This window comes from Pseudoselenomonas caprae, from assembly GCF_008271345.1.
Classification (GTDB): domain Bacteria; phylum Bacillota; class Negativicutes; order Selenomonadales; family Selenomonadaceae; genus Selenomonas_A; species Selenomonas_A caprae.
Genome location: NZ_VTOZ01000017.1, coordinates 22,875 through 39,851 on the forward strand (window position 1 = coordinate 22,875; position 16,977 = coordinate 39,851).

The 16,977-nt window shown below is 58.5% G+C and carries 13 protein-coding genes and 2 tRNA genes; 14 read left to right on the forward strand and 1 reads right to left on the reverse strand.

What is annotated here, in order from left to right; translation table 11 throughout:
- The first annotated feature begins 30 nt into the window (after positions 1-30).
- The 6 genes from secG (at position 31) to FZ041_RS09015 (ending at position 7,940) form a co-directional block, all read left to right on the forward strand.
- Positions 31-243 (forward strand): preprotein translocase subunit SecG, encoded by a 213-nt coding sequence (gene secG / locus FZ041_RS08990; RefSeq protein WP_075444719.1) that lies wholly within the window; start codon positions 31-33, stop codon positions 241-243.
- A gap of 73 nt (positions 244-316) precedes the next feature.
- The gene (locus FZ041_RS08995) at positions 317-1,063 is read left to right on the forward strand and encodes an alpha/beta hydrolase (protein WP_075444665.1); all 747 of its coding nucleotides are present in this window, start codon (positions 317-319) and stop codon (positions 1,061-1,063) included.
- A gap of 72 nt (positions 1,064-1,135) precedes the next feature.
- The gene (gene rnr, locus FZ041_RS09000; RefSeq protein WP_149189319.1) at positions 1,136-3,850 is read left to right on the forward strand and encodes a ribonuclease R; all 2,715 of its coding nucleotides are present in this window, start codon (positions 1,136-1,138) and stop codon (positions 3,848-3,850) included.
- A 33-nt stretch (positions 3,851-3,883) separates the two neighbouring features.
- On the forward strand, positions 3,884-4,357 hold the full coding sequence (gene smpB / locus FZ041_RS09005; protein ID WP_075429865.1) for an SsrA-binding protein SmpB: 474 nt from the start codon (positions 3,884-3,886) through the stop codon (positions 4,355-4,357).
- 144 nt (positions 4,358-4,501) lie between these two features.
- On the forward strand, positions 4,502-5,851 hold the full coding sequence (locus FZ041_RS09010) for an amino acid permease (protein WP_149189320.1): 1,350 nt from the start codon (positions 4,502-4,504) through the stop codon (positions 5,849-5,851).
- A gap of 118 nt (positions 5,852-5,969) precedes the next feature.
- On the forward strand, positions 5,970-7,940 hold the full coding sequence (locus FZ041_RS09015) for a methyl-accepting chemotaxis protein (RefSeq protein WP_149189321.1): 1,971 nt from the start codon (positions 5,970-5,972) through the stop codon (positions 7,938-7,940).
- A gap of 68 nt (positions 7,941-8,008) precedes the next feature.
- On the opposite strand, the gene FZ041_RS14565 is transcribed toward FZ041_RS09015, so the two are convergent.
- Positions 8,009-9,244, reverse strand: a complete 1,236-nt coding sequence (locus FZ041_RS14565; RefSeq protein ID WP_222931149.1) for a chemotaxis protein CheB — start codon at positions 9,242-9,244, stop codon at positions 8,009-8,011.
- A 167-nt stretch (positions 9,245-9,411) separates the two neighbouring features.
- Here FZ041_RS14565 and FZ041_RS09025 point away from each other — a divergent pair, with 167 nt between their 5' ends.
- From FZ041_RS09025 to FZ041_RS09060, 8 genes are all read left to right on the forward strand, one after another.
- Positions 9,412-9,984 (forward strand): hypothetical protein, encoded by a 573-nt coding sequence (locus tag FZ041_RS09025; protein WP_075444671.1) that lies wholly within the window; start codon positions 9,412-9,414, stop codon positions 9,982-9,984.
- Between the two features lie 81 nt (positions 9,985-10,065).
- A tRNA-Thr gene (locus tag FZ041_RS09030) sits at positions 10,066-10,141 on the forward strand.
- 9 nt (positions 10,142-10,150) lie between these two features.
- Positions 10,151-10,226: transfer RNA gene (locus tag FZ041_RS09035), tRNA-Thr, on the forward strand.
- Between the two features lie 193 nt (positions 10,227-10,419).
- Complete coding sequence (locus FZ041_RS09040; protein ID WP_075444672.1) at positions 10,420-11,478, forward strand: tetratricopeptide repeat protein; 1,059 nt, start codon at positions 10,420-10,422, stop codon at positions 11,476-11,478.
- A gap of 23 nt (positions 11,479-11,501) precedes the next feature.
- Complete coding sequence (locus FZ041_RS09045; protein WP_255449324.1) at positions 11,502-12,407, forward strand: AAA family ATPase; 906 nt, start codon at positions 11,502-11,504, stop codon at positions 12,405-12,407.
- A gap of 14 nt (positions 12,408-12,421) precedes the next feature.
- Positions 12,422-14,101, forward strand: coding sequence for a hypothetical protein (locus tag FZ041_RS09050; protein ID WP_187626351.1), 1,680 nt, complete (start codon positions 12,422-12,424; stop codon positions 14,099-14,101).
- A 131-nt stretch (positions 14,102-14,232) separates the two neighbouring features.
- The gene (locus FZ041_RS09055) at positions 14,233-15,273 is read left to right on the forward strand and encodes an HD domain-containing phosphohydrolase (RefSeq protein ID WP_255449325.1); all 1,041 of its coding nucleotides are present in this window, start codon (positions 14,233-14,235) and stop codon (positions 15,271-15,273) included.
- A 200-nt stretch (positions 15,274-15,473) separates the two neighbouring features.
- On the forward strand, positions 15,474-16,913 hold the full coding sequence (locus tag FZ041_RS09060; RefSeq protein WP_075444675.1) for a carbon starvation CstA family protein: 1,440 nt from the start codon (positions 15,474-15,476) through the stop codon (positions 16,911-16,913).
- Positions 16,914-16,977 lie beyond the last annotated feature (64 nt).

A 16,977-nucleotide genomic window follows, 5' to 3' on the forward strand; every position in this document is an offset into this window, starting at 1 on the left:
AGGCTTACATACATGTTGCTTACCGTTTTGATGATATTAGATGCATTGGTAGCAATCATCCTCATCGCGTCGGTGCTCGGCCAGGAGGCGAAATCTTCTGGCATGGGCGGTATGGGCGGCGGTGCGGATACCGTATTTTCGAGCAAAGCTCGGGGTATGGATGCGCTGCTGGCACGCGTTACCGTGGTTTTTGCGACTTTATTTGCGGTTATTACGATCGTGATTGCCCGCATGACCAACTAATACGAGAGAGCGTTCCCTGTTCTGCAGTATCAGAGCAGGGGCGTTTTGTATTACGGCGAGAGGAGGCAAGAGGATGATTTTACCTGGTGCAGAGCCGTTTTTCCTGCCGGGCGGCAGGGAAGGGGTGCTGCTCATTCATGGGTTCACGGGACTGCCGGCGGAGCTGCTGCTCATGGGGCAGTACCTGCATGCGCGCGGTTTTTCGGTGCTTGGGGTCCGGCTGGCCGGGCACGGGACAACGGTTGAGGATATGAGCCACATGACCTGGGAGGACTGGATGGACTCTGTCCGCGATGGCTATGCGTTGCTGTCGGGCTTCTGCGATACCGTCGATGTCATAGGCCATTCGATGGGCGGGCTGTTTGCGCTGCTGCTGTCGTCGGAGGAAAAGATCGGCAAGGTGGTCACGCTGGCAGCGCCTATCCAGATCGCGGAGGAACGCGGCATCAAGTTCCTGCCGCCGCGCGAGGTCTGCAATAACCAGTTCGTCCCGAAGGCCCGCCGCCGTCTCAAGGGAGTGCCGGAGGCGGTCAACAACACGTACCGCAAGATGCCGCTTATCGGCGTCCATGAGCTCGTCGATGTCATCGAGAAGACGAAGGGCTGCATCGACAAGGTCACGGTACCGGTACTCATCATGCACAGCCGGGATGACCATACGGCGGCGCCTGTCAGTGCCGAGTATATCTATGATCATGTGCAAAGCCATATCCGCCGGATATGCTGGCTGGAGGAGTCCGGCCATCTGCTGCCTGTGGCAGCGGAACGCGAGAAAGTATTTGCTGAGGCTGCGGCCTTCCTGCAGGCGCCTGACGCGTAAGTGGCGCTGGCAGGAGAAACGAGTGGAAAGGGCAGGTGTGCTCTTTCAGGAAAAGGGAGAAAAAGAAACTTTATGGATTTGAAAGAACGAATTGTCGCGTATATGCGTGAAGCGGCCTACAAGCCACTGTTGGTAGAGGATCTGGCCGAGGAAATGGGACTGACGCTGGACGAGCAGGTGGAATTCCCGCAGGCCCTCGAGGAGCTCGAACAGGAGGGGGCGATCATCCGGAACCGCAGCGACCTCTACGGTGTGCCGAGCCGCATGCATTTGGTGGTAGGCCGCATTTCGATGACGGCCAAGGGCTTTGGCTTCATCATCCCTGATGTGCGTGAGTCGGAGGAGGAGACGGATGTATTCGTGCCGGGCCCGGGTATCGGCTCGGCTATGCACGGTGACCGCGTCGTGGCGCGTGTCACGCCGTCGGAGGAGCCGGGACGTTCGCGCGAGGGCGAGATCATCCGCATCCTGGAGCGGGCCAATGAGAAGATTGTCGGTACCTTTGAGAGCAGCAAGACCTTTGGTTTTGTGACGCCGGATAATACGAAGCTCACCCAGGATATTTTTGTGCCGAAGAAATTCTTTCATGGCGCGAAGACCGGCAGCAAGGTTGTCGTCAAGATCACGAAGTGGCCGGATGGCCGCCGCAACGCCGAGGGCGATGTCATCGAGGTACTCGGCAAGGTCGGCGATCCTGGTGTCGATGTGCTGGCGGTCATGCGCCAGTATGAGCTGTCGGAGACATTCCCCGAGGATGTGCAGGCAGCTGCCGATGCGGTGGAGCAGGAGCCGTCGCCAGAGGAATACCGTGGCCGCGCTGACCGCCGCAATCTGCCCATCGTGACGGTGGATGGCGAGGACTCCAAGGATCTTGATGACGGTGTCTTTGCACGCAAGAATGAGGATGGCTCGTTCTTCCTCGGCGTCTATATCGCCGATGTCAGCTGGTATGTCCGGGAGAACCAGCCGCTGGACCGCGAGGCCTATGCGCGCGGTACGAGCGTCTATCTGGTCGACCGTGTCATCCCGATGCTGCCGAAGGAACTCTCGAACGGCATCTGCAGCCTCAATGCGGGCGTCGACCGCCTGGCGATGGCTTGCGAGATGCAGATCTCTCCGGAAGGCGAGATCACGAGCTATGAGATCCTGCCGGCGGTCATCCATGTATACCGCCGTTTGACGTACAATATCGTCAACAAGGTGCTGGTCGACAAGGAGGAGCCGTTCCTGTCGGACAACCATGATATCGGCACGATGCTGGAGACGCTGGCGGAGCTGCGCGGTGTGCTCAAGGCGAAGCGCCATCGCCGCGGGTCGATCGACTTCGACCTGCCGGAGGTCAAGGTCAAGCTTGACGAGAAGGGGCATCCGATCGCGCTGATCAAGCGCGAGGGCTCGCTGGCCGAATCCATCATCGAGGAGTGCATGCTGGCGGCCAACGAGACGGTGGCCCGTCATATGGATACGAAACATCTGCCCTTCATGTACCGCGTGCATGAGCAGCCGACGACGGAGAAGATCGAGCGCCTCAACAATCTGCTTGGTGCCTTCGGCTTGTTTGTCCGTCAGGACGAGGCGGGACAGATCCAGCCCATGGATGTCCAGAAGGTACTCGAGAAGGTCGAAGGCCGTCCCGAGGAGCGCATCATCAGCACCGTGGCGCTGCGCTCGATGCAGCAGGCCCGTTATTCCGAGCTCAGCCTTGGGCATTTTGGCTTGGCGGCCCGTTACTACACGCATTTCACGTCGCCGATCCGCCGCTATCCGGATCTCATCGTCCATCGCCTGCTGCGCGAGACTTTCGCGACGGGGACGCTGCCTGCAGAGCGGCAGGCCAAGCTCAAGACGATGCTGCCAGAGACGGCTGACCATGCATCGCAGCGCGAGCGCATCGCCATCGAGGCCGAGCGCGAGACGACCGATATGAAGAAGATCGAGTACATGGCGCAGTTCGTCGGTGAGGAATTCTCCGGCGTCATCAGCGGCGTCACGGCTTTCGGCATCTTCGTCGAGCTCGACAATGGCGTCGAGGGCCTTGTCCATGTCTCGACGATGGTCAATGACTACTACGAGTATGTCGAGGAGCAGTTCGCGATGGTCGGCGAGCGCACACAGGCCAAATACCGCCTGGGCGACGAGGTCGAGGTATTGCTGGTGCGCGCGAGCGTCGAGGAGCGCAATCTCGACTTCGTGCTCAAGGACAATGGTGCCTATGACCCGGAGGCCATGAAGAACGCCGTCCGTGGCGGCCGCAGTGGCGGCAAGGGCAAGTCCGGCAAAGCGGGCAAAGGCGAGAAGAAAGGCGGCAAGGACAAGAAGGAAAAAGGCCGCGGAGAGCGCAAGCCGAAAAAGGCTACCATGAGCCCTGACGAGATCGTCGTCGAGCAGCTCTATGCGGTGGACGGCGAGGAGAAGCCCAAGAAGAAACGCTCGCGCGGCGGCCGTGGCAAGAAGCGCGGTGCTTCGGGCGAGAAGCTGCCGAAACAGGAGCAGGCACAGCCGCAGAAGGGCAGCCGCAAGCGTGCGGATAAGGAGGCCAAGCCCCAGGAAAAGGGCGGCAGCGACCGTTCCCGCAACCGTGAGGAGCGCCGTGGCGGCAAAGAGGGCGACTATCATCGCGTCTATGTGACGGGGCTCAACAGTGCAGTCTGGCCGGATCCGCCGGGGTATCATGAGCGCAAGCTGCGCGAGGAGGCCCGCCAGGAGAAGGAAAAGGCGAAGAAGGCTCCGAAGCGGCGTCCGCGACCGTATCGCAAGACGGAAGGCGGCACGGCCAACAGTAAATAATTATTCCCACTGAAGGCAGTGAGGTGAACATTATTGGGTAAGAAAAACATTGCCATCAAGATTGCCTGCGAAAACCGCAAGGCACGTCATGATTTTTTCATTCATGAAACTTTTGAGGCAGGACTGGCTCTGCAGGGGACGGAGGTCAAATCCCTGCGGGCCGGCAAGGCCAATCTCAAGGACAGCTATGCTGTCATCAAGAATGGCGAGGTTTTCGTCGAGCATATGCATATCAGCCCGTATGAGCAGGGGAATATCTTCAATCACGATCCGCTGCGCACGCGCAAGCTCTTGATGCACAAGGCGGAGATCATCAAGCTGTTCAGCAAGACACGCGAGAAGGGCTTCACCCTCGTGCCGCTCAAGGTCTACTTCAAGCATGGCCGCGCGAAGCTGGAACTCGCGTTGGCCAGCGGCAAGCATAACTATGATAAGCGCCAGGATCTGCAGGCAAAAGCGGCCAAGCGTGACGTAGAACGTGCGCTTAAAGATCGGCAGCGTTATTAAAAGGATATTTCGCAGCAGGAAAGACGCCATATCTTTATCGGTAGAGATAGATATGGCGTTTTATATTTTCAAGAGTGTAATGTTGTAGCATGATGGTGCGAGGTGGTATAATAGGCAGGTATTCTTTGGATTGGAGATGAATCTATGGGTAAACCGACGAAAATGAAACGCGGGCTGAAGAACCGGCATCTGCAGATGATAGCGCTCGGCGGCGCTATCGGCACGGGATTGTTCTATGGCTCGACGTCTACGATAGCACTGGCTGGCCCGGCGGTCATGCTGGCGTATCTTCTGGGCGGCATCGTGATATTCTTCATCATGCGCATGCTCGGCGAGATGGCAGTGGATGAGCCGGTATCGGGGTCGTTCAGCTACTATGCGACAAAGTATTGGGGCAAGTTTCCAGGGTTCCTGTCCGGCTGGAATTACTGGTTCAACTATGTGCTGGTATCGATGGCTGAGCTTACGGCGGTCGGCATCTACATGCAGTTCTGGTATCCGGACCTGCCGCAGTGGATTGCGGCACTTATCTGCCTGGTTGTCATCACGGCCATTAATCTCATCAATGTCACCATCTACGGCGAGTTCGAGTTCTGGATGGCGCTCATCAAGATCGCAGCCATTGTCTTGATGATCGTGCTTGGATTGTACCTGCTCCTGAGCGGGCCGCAGAGTTTCCCCGATAACTTCAGCAACATCTGGGTCAATGGCGGGTTCCTGCCGAATGGCTGGTGGGGGCTGGCGCTGGCGACGGCGGTTGTCATGTTCTCTTTTGGCGGCATCGAGCTTATCGGCATCACAGCTGGCGAGGCTGAGGAACCGGAGAAATCCATCCCGCGCGCCATCAACCAGGTAATCTGGCGCATCCTGCTGTTCTATGTCGGCACGATGGCTGTGCTTATGGCGCTCTGGCCCTGGAACAAGGTCGGGGCCGAGGCGAGCCCCTTTGTGCAGATCTTCTCCCATGTTGGCGTGCCCGCTGCGGCGCACATCCTGAACTTCGTCGTGCTCACGGCAGCGGTGTCGGTCTACAACTCGGCTATCTACAGTAACAGCCGCATGCTCTATGGCCTGGCGAGCAAGGATGAGGCACCGGAGTTCCTCGCACAGTTGTCGGGGCGCGGCGTGCCGGTCAAAGGCATCTTCGTCTCGTCGGGCATCACGCTGATCTGCGTGGCCCTCAATTACTTCTTTCCGGGCAAGGTCTTCATGTATCTGATGTCGATCGCGACAATCGCGGCGACCATCAGCTGGATGACGATCACGATCACGCATCTGAAGTTCCGCCGCCATTGCCAGGCGCAGGGGAAAGCGGCGAAATTCCGCTCGCCGTTCTATCCGGCCATCAACTATGTTTGCATCGCCTTCCTGGTGGGGGTCTGGTATTTCATGCTGCAGATCCCTGATATGGCACTGGCCGTCTACCTGCTGCCCGTGTGGCTGCTGGCCCTCTGGCTGGGGTATCTCTACCGCGAAAAGAAACATATTGCATAAAAAAGACTGTCACTTCTTGGCGAAGTGGCAGTTTTTTTGCAGGAATCTGCTGGGAAATGGCGAATAAATTAATTGATGTAGTGTGATGTTTTTGGGAAAAAAGGAAAGAGGTATCATCATGGGATTGAAACAGAAATTCCTGGCATTGGCGGGCGTGGTGGGCCTGTTGATGGCGGTCATGTCAATCATCGGCTATTACATGGCCAGTTCGAATCTGCAGGAGAGTGTCGAGACAGAGCTGCGGGCAACGGTAGCCCGTGATGCCGCCAACCTGGATGGCTGGCTGCGCGAGAAGAAAGCGGTGGATGTCAGTACCGCCAACACGGCCTCTGAGATGAAGGGTGACATGAGCCGCATCAAGACGAAGGCAACGATGGGCACGATCGTTTCGGACAAGGAGATCCTGGAGATGTCCATCGGCCTGGAGGATGGCTATTTCGGCGTGTTCTATTCGCCGGATGAGACGGGCAAGAAAGATCCGACGCAGCGCCCTTGGTATAAAGAGGCCAAGGCCGCCGGCAAGACGGTGTTCACGGAGGCGTATGTAGCTGCCAGCACGGGCAAGCTCGTCGTATCGGTGGCGACGCCGATCAAGAATGAAGGTCAGTTCATCGGTGCGACCTGCACGGATATCGCACTGGACGTGCTCGATAAACAGGCTGAGGAGATGAAATACCACGGTCAGGGCATCGGCCTCATCATGGAGCGCTCGGGCAACATCCTGGCTACGACCGGCATCGGCGAGGCGATGAAGAACGTCAAAGAAGTCGATGGTGTTGGCAAGCATTTCGAGGAAATGATCCAGAATGACAAGGGGTATTTCGAGCTGGAGTGGAACGGTGAGACGCAGCTCTTTGCCTACCGGACGGTACCGACGACTGGATGGGTCATGGCGATTGCCGTGCCGAAGTCCTTTGTATTCGCGTCACTCAACCATATGAAGATCATCTACGGCGTGCTGACCGTGGTGGGCCTGCTGCTCACGATGTTCGTGTTCCTGACCTTTGCAAACCGCATCACGACGCCGATCTCCGGCCTCGAGGAACACGCTACCCAGCTGGCGAATGGCAATCTGCACATGGATGACCTGCCTGTGGAATCGGCGGATGAGATCGGTGCCTTGACGCAGGCCTTCAATACGATGAGCGGCAATCTGCGCAAGCTGATCTCGCAGATGGCGTCGACGTCGGAGCAGGTAGCGGCTTCGTCCGAGGAGCTCACGGCCAATGCGCAGCAGTCGGCTGAAGCGTCCGTGCATGTGGCGGAGACGGTCGGCGATGTGTCGCAAGGCATGGAGGAGCAGCTCAAGGATATCGATGCGGCCAAGAAGAATGTCGATACAGTGTTCACGGATATCACGGCCATGGCCGACAAGGCCCGCGTGGTCTCGAATACGTCGACGCAGACGGCGGATGCGGCCCAGAAGGGCTCGACGCTCATGGAGCAGGCTGTCTCGCGCATGGGCCATATCGAGACGAGTGTCATGTCTTCGGCGGAGGTCGTCAAGAAACTCGGTGAGAACAGCCAGAAGATTGGCCAGATTGTCGAGGCAATCTCGTCGATCGCTGAGCAGACGAACCTGCTGGCGCTCAATGCGGCCATTGAGGCAGCACGTGCCGGCGAGCACGGCCGCGGTTTTGCCGTGGTAGCTGAGGAAGTCCGCAAGCTTGCCGCTGAGTCGCAGGAGTCGGCCGAGCAGATCAAGGAGCGCATCGCATCGATCCAGAAGGATACGGCTGAGGCCGTCGAGTCGATGGAGGCGGGGACGGATGAGGTCAAGTCCGGCACAGCGGCTATCCGTGAGGTTGGCGCGCAGTTCGCCGATATCCTGTCGATGGTCAATGGCATCAACACGCAGATGGAGGAGATCAATGCCTCGGTGCGCACGGTGACCGAGGGGGCCGGCCATATCGTCGAGGCGGTGGATTCGATCGATACCATCAGCCGCAAGACGGCAGACAGCACGTCGAGCATCTCGGCAGCCACCGAGGAGCAGTCGGCGTCCAATGAGGAAATCGCAGCAGCTTCGCAGGCTCTGGCCAAGATGGCGGCCGATATGCAGACGGCTATCGGCAAGTTCAAGATCTGATCTGTGGCAGCTGATAGAACGAAAACCGGGGTTGTGAGAAATCACAACCCCGGTTATTTGTTTCTTATTCAAGTACGTGCTATCTGGGTGATGGCCGCTGGCATACTGGCAAGCGGCAGCTGCCGCTCGACGGCACCGCAGTCGTAGGCAGCCTTGGGCATGCCGTAGACGATGCTGCTGGCTTCGTCCTGGCCGAGGGTAGGTGAACCCTGCTTGCGCATGCGCAGGAGCCCTGCAGCACCGTCCTTGCCCATGCCTGTCAGGATGACCCCTAGTGCGTGGTTGCCGACCTCGCTGGCGACTGAGTCGAACAATACGTCGACGGATGGGCAGCAGCTATGTACGGGCTCGCCAGGACGGCAGTCGAGAACCAGCAGGGAACCCTGCCGGTGGACGGTCATATGCTTGTTGCCCGGTGCGATGTAGACGTGGCCGGGACGGACAATATCGCCGGTCGCTCCCTCCTTGATGGCCAGCACGCATTCGGTGTTGAGCCGTTCGGCCAGCAGCCGGGAGAACATCGGCGGGATATGCTGGACGATGACGATGCCCGGCAGCGGCGGCCGCAGCTGCGTGAGGATGGCCGACAGGGCCTCGGTTCCCCCTGTGGAGGAGCCGATGGCAATCAGCTGGATCTGTCCGTGGGGAAGGGCGGCCGCCGAAGGCGGCACTGGTGCCGCCTTCGGCGGTGGCTCTGCAGCCGCAGGCTCCGTGGGAGCTGGCTGTGCAGGCGGGGCTGGTGGCAGTGGCGCGGGAGGCGGCGTGGGCTCTGCCTTGGCGTGCATCGCCTGCTGGGCAGCTGGCGATAGGGGCAGCCAACCCTTGCTGGGCATGGTGGCCGTCCAGATTTCCCGCGTGACCACAGCACCGGGGCCGACCCCGCTGCTATCCGCTTTGCTGTCATCGGCAGCGCTTGGCGCATGGGCGAGCACGAGCTGTGCCAACTCATCAAAAAAGCCAGCCATGGCCGCTGCGGGGCCGGGCTTCTGGACGTGCGCACGGGCGCCGCAGCCCAAGGCAGTGCGGCGGCTGGTGCTCAGGAGTCCATAGGTGATGATGGGGAGCTCTGGGTGCTGGCTGGAAAGAAGCGGCAGGAATTGGTTGCCGTCGACAGTGATGACACCCATGGCAAAATTCAGGAGGATGACAGACGGGCGGAACAGCGACAGCTTGTTCTGGGCTTCGATGGGATCTCCTGCCCGTTCGATGAGGCTGCTTTTGGGCAGGCGTTGCAGCAGGGCCTCGACGCAGGTGTCCCGGAAGAATATGGAATTTTCGATAAGGAGCAGCCGTATGTCCCGCATGTGTGCCTCCTTCTGCCTGTCGGAGCAGTCCGCTATATCTGGCTTCATTGTAGCATATCATACTTATCGCTGGAAAGAAGGAATATACGGATAAATGTTGAATTATTAGTTTTGGATGGTAGAATAGTTTCCAGAGGAATGGAAACAAAGATAGGAGTGTATGCATCATGAATCGAATCAGTAAATTGTTGGCAGCTGTTGGTTTTGCATCGGCTATGGTATTTGCGCAGGGGCAGGCCGATGCGATGGTCGTCACGGGAATCAGTCAGAGCATGACGATTGCCGACAAGACGGTGACGGCGACGGACCAGGATGGCGTGAAGATCAAATTTGTCGCTGATGGCAAGGTCATGCGCCTGATGAGTGCCGATGGCACGAAGGATTACATGTCCTTCAACAGCTTTGACGGCCTGTATACGGGAGTGGAGTTCAGCGTGCGGGCAATCGAGACGGCAGATCCGGGCAAGCGCCTGTTTGAAATCATAGCTACGCGTGGTGCGCATGGCAAGAACTGCGGCTATTGGCTCATCGGCAAGCATATGGGCCAGTGGACGACCTATGTATCCTGGAACAGCTTCGCCAATATCGGTTTCCGCGTTGACCGCTGGCATCAGCTGTCCTCGCGCATCGTCGACCAGCAGCTCGTCGTGACGAGCACGGACGGCTATGGCCATGTCGATTTCCAGACCCAGGTCTTCTGGGATGGCTCGTGTGGCTGGTTCGGTCTCAGAAGGATGTAAGGAAATAAAAAATAAGTGTTGACAGGAATGCTGTCATCGCTTATAATAAATCCTGTCAGTTACGAGAGTGATTGACAAATTGCTGATTTAGCTCAGTTGGTAGAGCAGCTCATTCGTAATGAGCAGGTCGTAGGTTCAAGTCCTATAATCAGCTCCATTTTTCTTTGCTGATTTAGCTCAGTTGGTAGAGCAGCTCATTCGTAATGAGCAGGTCGTAGGTTCAAGTCCTATAATCAGCTCCATTGAGAGCATGAGGCTTCCGAGGAATCGGAGGCCTTTTTTGTGTAGGCAGGACTTTGGCGGAACGTGGAGAAATATTCCTAGAGCGATTTAATCGAAATATAAATTGCGATTAATGACATTGTCAACTAAATTCCTTATCATGAGGATAAACAAGTACGCATTTCTGGGGAATGAGAAGCAAAGGTGGTACATATGGGGAGATTGTTTACTGGTTTGCTGGCTGCGGTCATGCTCTTGGCAGGTGTGGCTGCTTGCGAGGCGGCCCCGCAGGTCATCACGGCGTCAGGCGTCTATACGATGGGGGAGAATGACTCGCCCAAGATCGCCAAGGATGCTGCACGGCAGGAGGCCATGCGCGTCGCTACGGAAAAGGCGGGAGTCTATGTGGAGAGCTATTCCAAGACGCAGAACATGCAGCTCAGCGAGGACGATGTGAAGGTCATATCGGGAGCAATACTCAAGGTCACGGATGAGAAGGCTGAGCCAGATCTCACGAATGGCGTCTGGCGCTATACGGTGACGATCACGGCCGAGGTGGATACGGACAAGATCGACCTCAAGGCGATGATGGACAACCGTTCGAAGCTGGAAAAGCTGCAGAAAGAGCGGGATGAACTGAAGAAGCAGAATGAAGAGCTGCTGGAAAAGTACAAGAAGGCCCGGGGCGCGGAAAAGGACCGGCTGGGGACGAAACTGGAGACGCAGTACGATCTCGGACAGGTTTTCGACCGTTGCGTCGCGATGATCCAGCGCGGTGAGCAGACGCGGGCTGTCAGCGAGCTTACCAAGGTCATCGCCGACAAGTCCGTGACGGACAGCCCACTGGCGTATGCTTACTATCTGCGCGGGCGTGCATACTATGAGCTCAACGCGCATAACAAGGCCCTCGAGGACTTCAATGAAGCCCAGCGGGTCCCCCATAACGACAATATCTATCCGGTCTGGCGCGCGCACTACTACCGGGGGCTGATATTCTATGACCGCCGACGCTGGCAGGAGGCCTATGAGGAGCTCAAGCTGGCCTGGGATGCGTCGGACCATACGGACCGTGAGATGTATCAGGCTCTGCAGCGGGCGGATGACAAGGCCCATCCGCAGGCGGCTCAGCCGCAGCGCCGGACGCCGGCCCGCAATCCGCAGCGGCAGACGGGGAACGGTATCGACTGGGGCCATATCATTGGCGAGATCATCACCGGCGCGATCAATGAGAGCGGCCTGGCCAAGGATGTCCATATCACCGTGGGCGATTGATGGGAACGGAGACGATGATCGTCATGAGAGAATTTTTGCAGCGGCAGGGATTGGATGGACGGCTGCTGGCAGCGGTAGACCGCTATCGCCAGCAATATCCATGGCAGGGGCAGCGTCCGCTGGTTGTCCCGCGCTATCATTACTATGGGCGGGAGATCCTCACGGCCGCGATCACGGCCGTGCTGGCAGGAGAGAACCTGCTGCTGGTGGGGCCGAAAGCCACTGGCAAGAATGTTCTGGCGGAAAATCTCGCCGCCATTTTTGGCCGCCCCGATTGGAATGTATCGTTCCACATCAACATGGACGCGGCGTATCTGCTCGGGACAGATACCTTCCGCCAAGGGGCGGTGGAGTTCCGGCCAGGCCCAGTATACGAATGCGCTGAGGCTGGTGGCTTCGGCGTCCTCGATGAGATCAATATGGCGCGCAATGAAGCGCTGGCAGTCCTGCATTCGCTGCTGGATTTCCGGCGCATCCTTGACGTTCCCGGTTACGGCCGCCTGCACATCCATCCGGCGACCCGTTTCCTGGCGACGATGAACCATGGCTATGCAGGGACGCGGGAACTGAATGAGGCGTTGGCTTCCCGGTTTGTCGTCCTGCAGCTGCCGCTCTTGGATGGCGATGGGCTGGAGCAGCTCATCGGGACGGAGTTTGCCCGGCTGAAGGCAGCTGGCCGCCGGCTGATGGCCCAGCTGTTCCTCGACCTGCAGCAGAAGTGCGCGCAGGCGGAAATCAGCAGCAAGGCGGTGGACCTGCGCGGGCTGCTCGATGCCCTGCATCTTGTGGAGCTGGGACTGCCCGTGCGGCAGGCACTGGATATGGGACTGGTGAACAAATGCTTTGATGCCGAGGAGCGTGCACTCGTGGCAGATGTCATCGCGCTGCGCATCGCAGCTGGCATGACATCCGCGGAACTTTTTGACTGAAAGCGGGGATGGCTATGCGGACAGGCAGCAGGGAAAGCCGCCAGCGGCGGGCACTCAATATCGTCTGGACGGCTGCCGGGGAGTATGGCTTCCAGCCTGATTTCCTGGCGTTCCACCGCGATGGGACGCCAGATATCTATCTCAATTCGATCGTGGGCTTTGCCCATCGGTACTACGATGCGGAGAAGCTGGCGGCCTATGTGCGGACCCTTGATTCCTCGCTGCTGCATGAGACGTTTGCAGATATCCTCTGGCTCGGCATCGAGCAGGCGGTCTTCCGGCGGGAGCTGCCAGTCCGGCCGGTGCTGGCAGAGCTGCGCCGCGAGCATGCGCGGCAGTTCCTCCAGGATGATATCGATGTCTCGCTGCAGAGCCTCATGCTGCGCCGCGAAGTCATCCACACGCTCAGAGCGGGACGCTGCCATGAGATCCTGGGGGAGCCGGCAGGGATCCGCAACCCTTGGGACAAGCGCCTGTATGCGGCCCTTGACTATCCGGCTGGACTTACAACTGAGGAAATCATTACGCGCACAGAGAATATCCTGCGGCGCTTTTTCGTGTTCCATTGGTCGGCGGGATACAGAGCCAGCTGGCATATCTCGCTGGGGAGCCGCCTGAATGCCTGGCTGCGGAGGCTGCTGCCACATGAGCCGGCACCACCTGCGTGGCAGCGTCTCACCAGCTCCGGTGCTATGGGCAGTGATGGCACGGAAAGCTATGACCTGCTGCCGGGGCGGAATGCAGCTATGGCCGCGATCCGGCAGGTGTTCGGGGCACCGCTGCTGACGGAGGCGCAGCGGCAGCTCATCGAAGCTGAGCTGTGCCAGGGCAGCCATGCCCGGGCACAGCTCTATTATGCTGCGGGCGGCGATGACAAGGCGCGGGTGGCCAACCGGTCCTTCTGGCGGGAAAAGCAGGCGCGGTACCGGCTGGCCATGCGCCAGCTGCAGGCGCGGCTGAAGGACTGCCTGTCGGTATACCGGCAGCCGCTGGCGGTGCCCGCCCATAAGGGCAGGCTGGCGGCCGGCCGCGTGTGGCGTGCGTCGTATCTGCAGGACAGCCGGGTGTTTACCGCCTGGCAGGACAGCCTGCAGGCTGACTTCGCAGTGACTTTGCTGCTGGATGCTTCGGAGTCGCGGCGGAGCCAGCAGGGCATCATCGCTGCGCAGGCCTATGTGATCGCCCAGAGCCTGCTGGCCTGCGGGATCCCTGTCCAAGTGCTGTCCTTTTGCAGCCTGCGTGGTGTCACGGTGCTATGTCAGCTCAAGTCCTTTGCCGAGCCAGAGGCGGCGGGGGTGTTCGGCTATGCGGCGCGTGGCTGGAACCGGGATGGTCTGGCCTTGCTGGCCGCGGCGCGTCTCTTGCGTCCCGCAGGCGGGCACAAGCAGCTGCTGCTGGTGCTGACCGATGCGAATCCGAGTGATGAGCTGGGGCTTCCGGGGGACGGCATGCGCATGGGCAGGCGGTATATGGCGGAGGCGGCCATCCAGGATACGGCGGCTGCTGCCCGTCAGCTGCGCCAGCAGGGCGTACAGCTCATCGGTCTGGTGAACAGCATCCTGCCCGGGGAAGTGACGGGGGCGGCGGTGCAGGCGATATATGGGCAGGATGCTGCCCGCAGCGAGGATATCGGGCAGCTGGCCAGGACCGTCAGTGGCCTCATCGAGCGGCAGATCCGGCAAAGCTTTGCCTGAAAGATCGCCTGCAGGACGTAATACTTGCATTTTTCAAGGAAACAAGGCAAAATAGAATAAGGAAAGTATCGATAATTGTAAGGAATGGGTTTGTTTCAGAAAAAATTTTTGCTTATAGGTGATACGAGTTTATGCAAATGGATTTGATGCGGCAAGCCTCGGTGCTGGTAGTGGATGGCAGCGAGAACGATCGCAAACAATTGAAGAATATCCTGGCACTGCGCGTGAAGCTTTGGGGCGTGAATGCGGGCTGTGAGGCCTTGGCCTATATGGGAAACACCAGCCCGGACCTCGTGCTGTTGTCGGCAGACCTGCCGGATATGGATGGCTTCGAGCTCTTGCGCCGCATGCGTGAGGATGTGCAGCTGCGGGAAATCCCGGTCATCATGATGACGACGGATCAGAGCCAGAAGGCTGAGGCTGCAATCACGATGGCTGGCGCCTTTGATATCGTGCGCAAGCCCTTCGTGCCCATCATCGTCGTCAAGAAGGTGGAGCAGGTACTGGAGCTTGAGTACCTCCATCGTCATCTGCGCAGCGAGGTCAGGCGCCAGACGCGGCTCGCTGAGGAGCGTCTGGCATCGAGCCAGCGGCTGTTCGAGGAGACGGTCATGGCGCTCGCGAAGACCATCGATGCCAAGGATGCCTATACGCGCGGCCATTCGCAGCGCGTAGGCCGCTATGCGCGTTTCATCGCGTACAAGCTGGGCTGGCATGAAGAGGAGCAGCAGAAGATCTACTTCATGGGGCTGCTGCATGATATCGGCAAGATCGGCGTGCCGGAAGCCATCATCAACAAGCCCGACAAGCTGACAGATGAGGAGTACGACAAGATCAAGGAGCATACGGTCATCGGTTCGGAGATACTGGAGCTTGTCGCAGAGTTCCCGGAGCTGACGATCGGTGCGCGTTCGCATCATGAACGCTTCGATGGCAAGGGCTATCCCGATGGCAAGAAGGGCGATGAGATTCCCATCTATGCGCGCATCATCGCTGTGGCTGATGCCTATGATGCGATGACTTCCAAGCGCAGTTATCGCGATGTGCTGCCGCAGAATGTCGTGCGCGATCAGATCGCCAAGGGCCGGGGCAGCCAGTTCGATCCGGAATTTGCTGATGTGATGCTGCAGATAATCGACGAGGATGTCGATTACATCCTGCATGAGCGCTGAAACTGGATATCGGAGACTACCGCATGAACGCTGCTGACGTTCTGCGGTTTTTTTATAGCTTGGAGTTATCAAAATAATACAAAAACTTTATCACATATAGTTCGGAATATATAGACAATTCACTATACTTATGCTAAGATAATTTACAGGCAATCAATCGTTTCAGTTGTATTTTCAATCTTAGAATGGGGGGACACTCAATGGTTACATTTCTGATTGCTTTACTGGCACTTATCGGTGGTTATTTCATCTATGGCAAGATAGTCGACAACTTGTTCGGCCCGACCGACAAGCCGACACCGGCCCTCGTCCATAACGACGGCGTTGACTACATCCCCTTGCCGACCTGGCGTGTTTTCATGATCCAGCTGCTCAACATCGCTGGCCTGGGCCCGATCTTCGGTGCTTTGGGCGGTGCGCTTTGGGGGCCCTCGGTATACCTTTGGATTGTCCTCGGTACGATTTTTGCCGGTGGCGTCCACGACTACCTTTCGGGAATGATTTCCTTGCGTGAGGATGGCAAGAGTATTTCCGAGGTCGTCGGCCATCACATGGGTAGCACGATGCTGTTCATCATGCGCGTGTTCTCCGTAGTGCTGCTGGTACTCGTCGGTACTGTCTTCATGACGGGGCCGGCAGGCTTGTTGGCGAAACTCACGGGTGTGGCCGTCACGGTTGTCCTGCCCTGCGTCCTGCTCTACTACTTCCTGGCAACCTTGCTGCCGATCGATGCGCTGATCGCCCGCTTCTATCCGCTGTTCGGCGCCTGCCTCATCATCATGGCGCTGGGCATCATGGGCGGCATGCTCTTCGGTGTCGGCGGGCATACGATGCCGGAGCTCCAGCTGGCCAATCTGCATCCCAAAGGGGATGCGATGCCGATCTGGCCGCTGATGTTCATCACGGTTGCCTGTGGTGCTGTCTCGGGCTTCCATTCCACGCAGTCACCGATCATGGCCCGCTGCCTCCGCGATGAGCGCCTGGGCCGTCCGGTATTCTACGGGGCGATGGTCTCCGAGGGTATCATCGCTTTGATCTGGGCCGCTGCTGGTGTCACGTTCTACGATGGCACGGGCGGGCTTGCCAAGGCCATGGCTGCTGGCGGCGCTGGCTCGGTAGTCTATGATATCTGCGTCGGCTTCATGGGTGGCTCGGGCAGCATGACCGGCTATATCGGTGCGACGCTGGCAATGCTCGGTGTCATCGCCTGCCCCATCACTTCGGGTGATACGGCGTTCCGCAGTGCGCGCCTGACGCTGGCTGACTGGTTCGGCGTCGAGCAGACCAAGGCGCTCAAGCGCTTGTTGTTTGCCGTGCCGCTGCTGGCTATCGGCGGTATCCTCTCACAGATGGATTTCAACATCATTTGGCGTTATTTCTCGTGGACGAATCAGACGCTGGCCATGATTGTCCTCTGGACGGGTGCGACTTATCTCTACCGCGTCCACAAGGGCAGCAAGGCGTGGATGATCCCCGCCGTACCAGCAACGTTCATGTCGGCGGTCACTTTCACGTATATCCTGCAAGCGCCAGAGGGCTTCCAGCTGGCAACGAGCATCACGTATCCGTGCGGTATCATCTTTGCTGTCTGCTGCGTGGCGCTGTTTGCGAAGAAGATCCTCATGAGCAAACAGGACTGAGATTGATGGCTGAGGCCTTCCCTGCGGGGAGGGCCTTTTTTCTGCCTTGACATCGGAGCCTTTC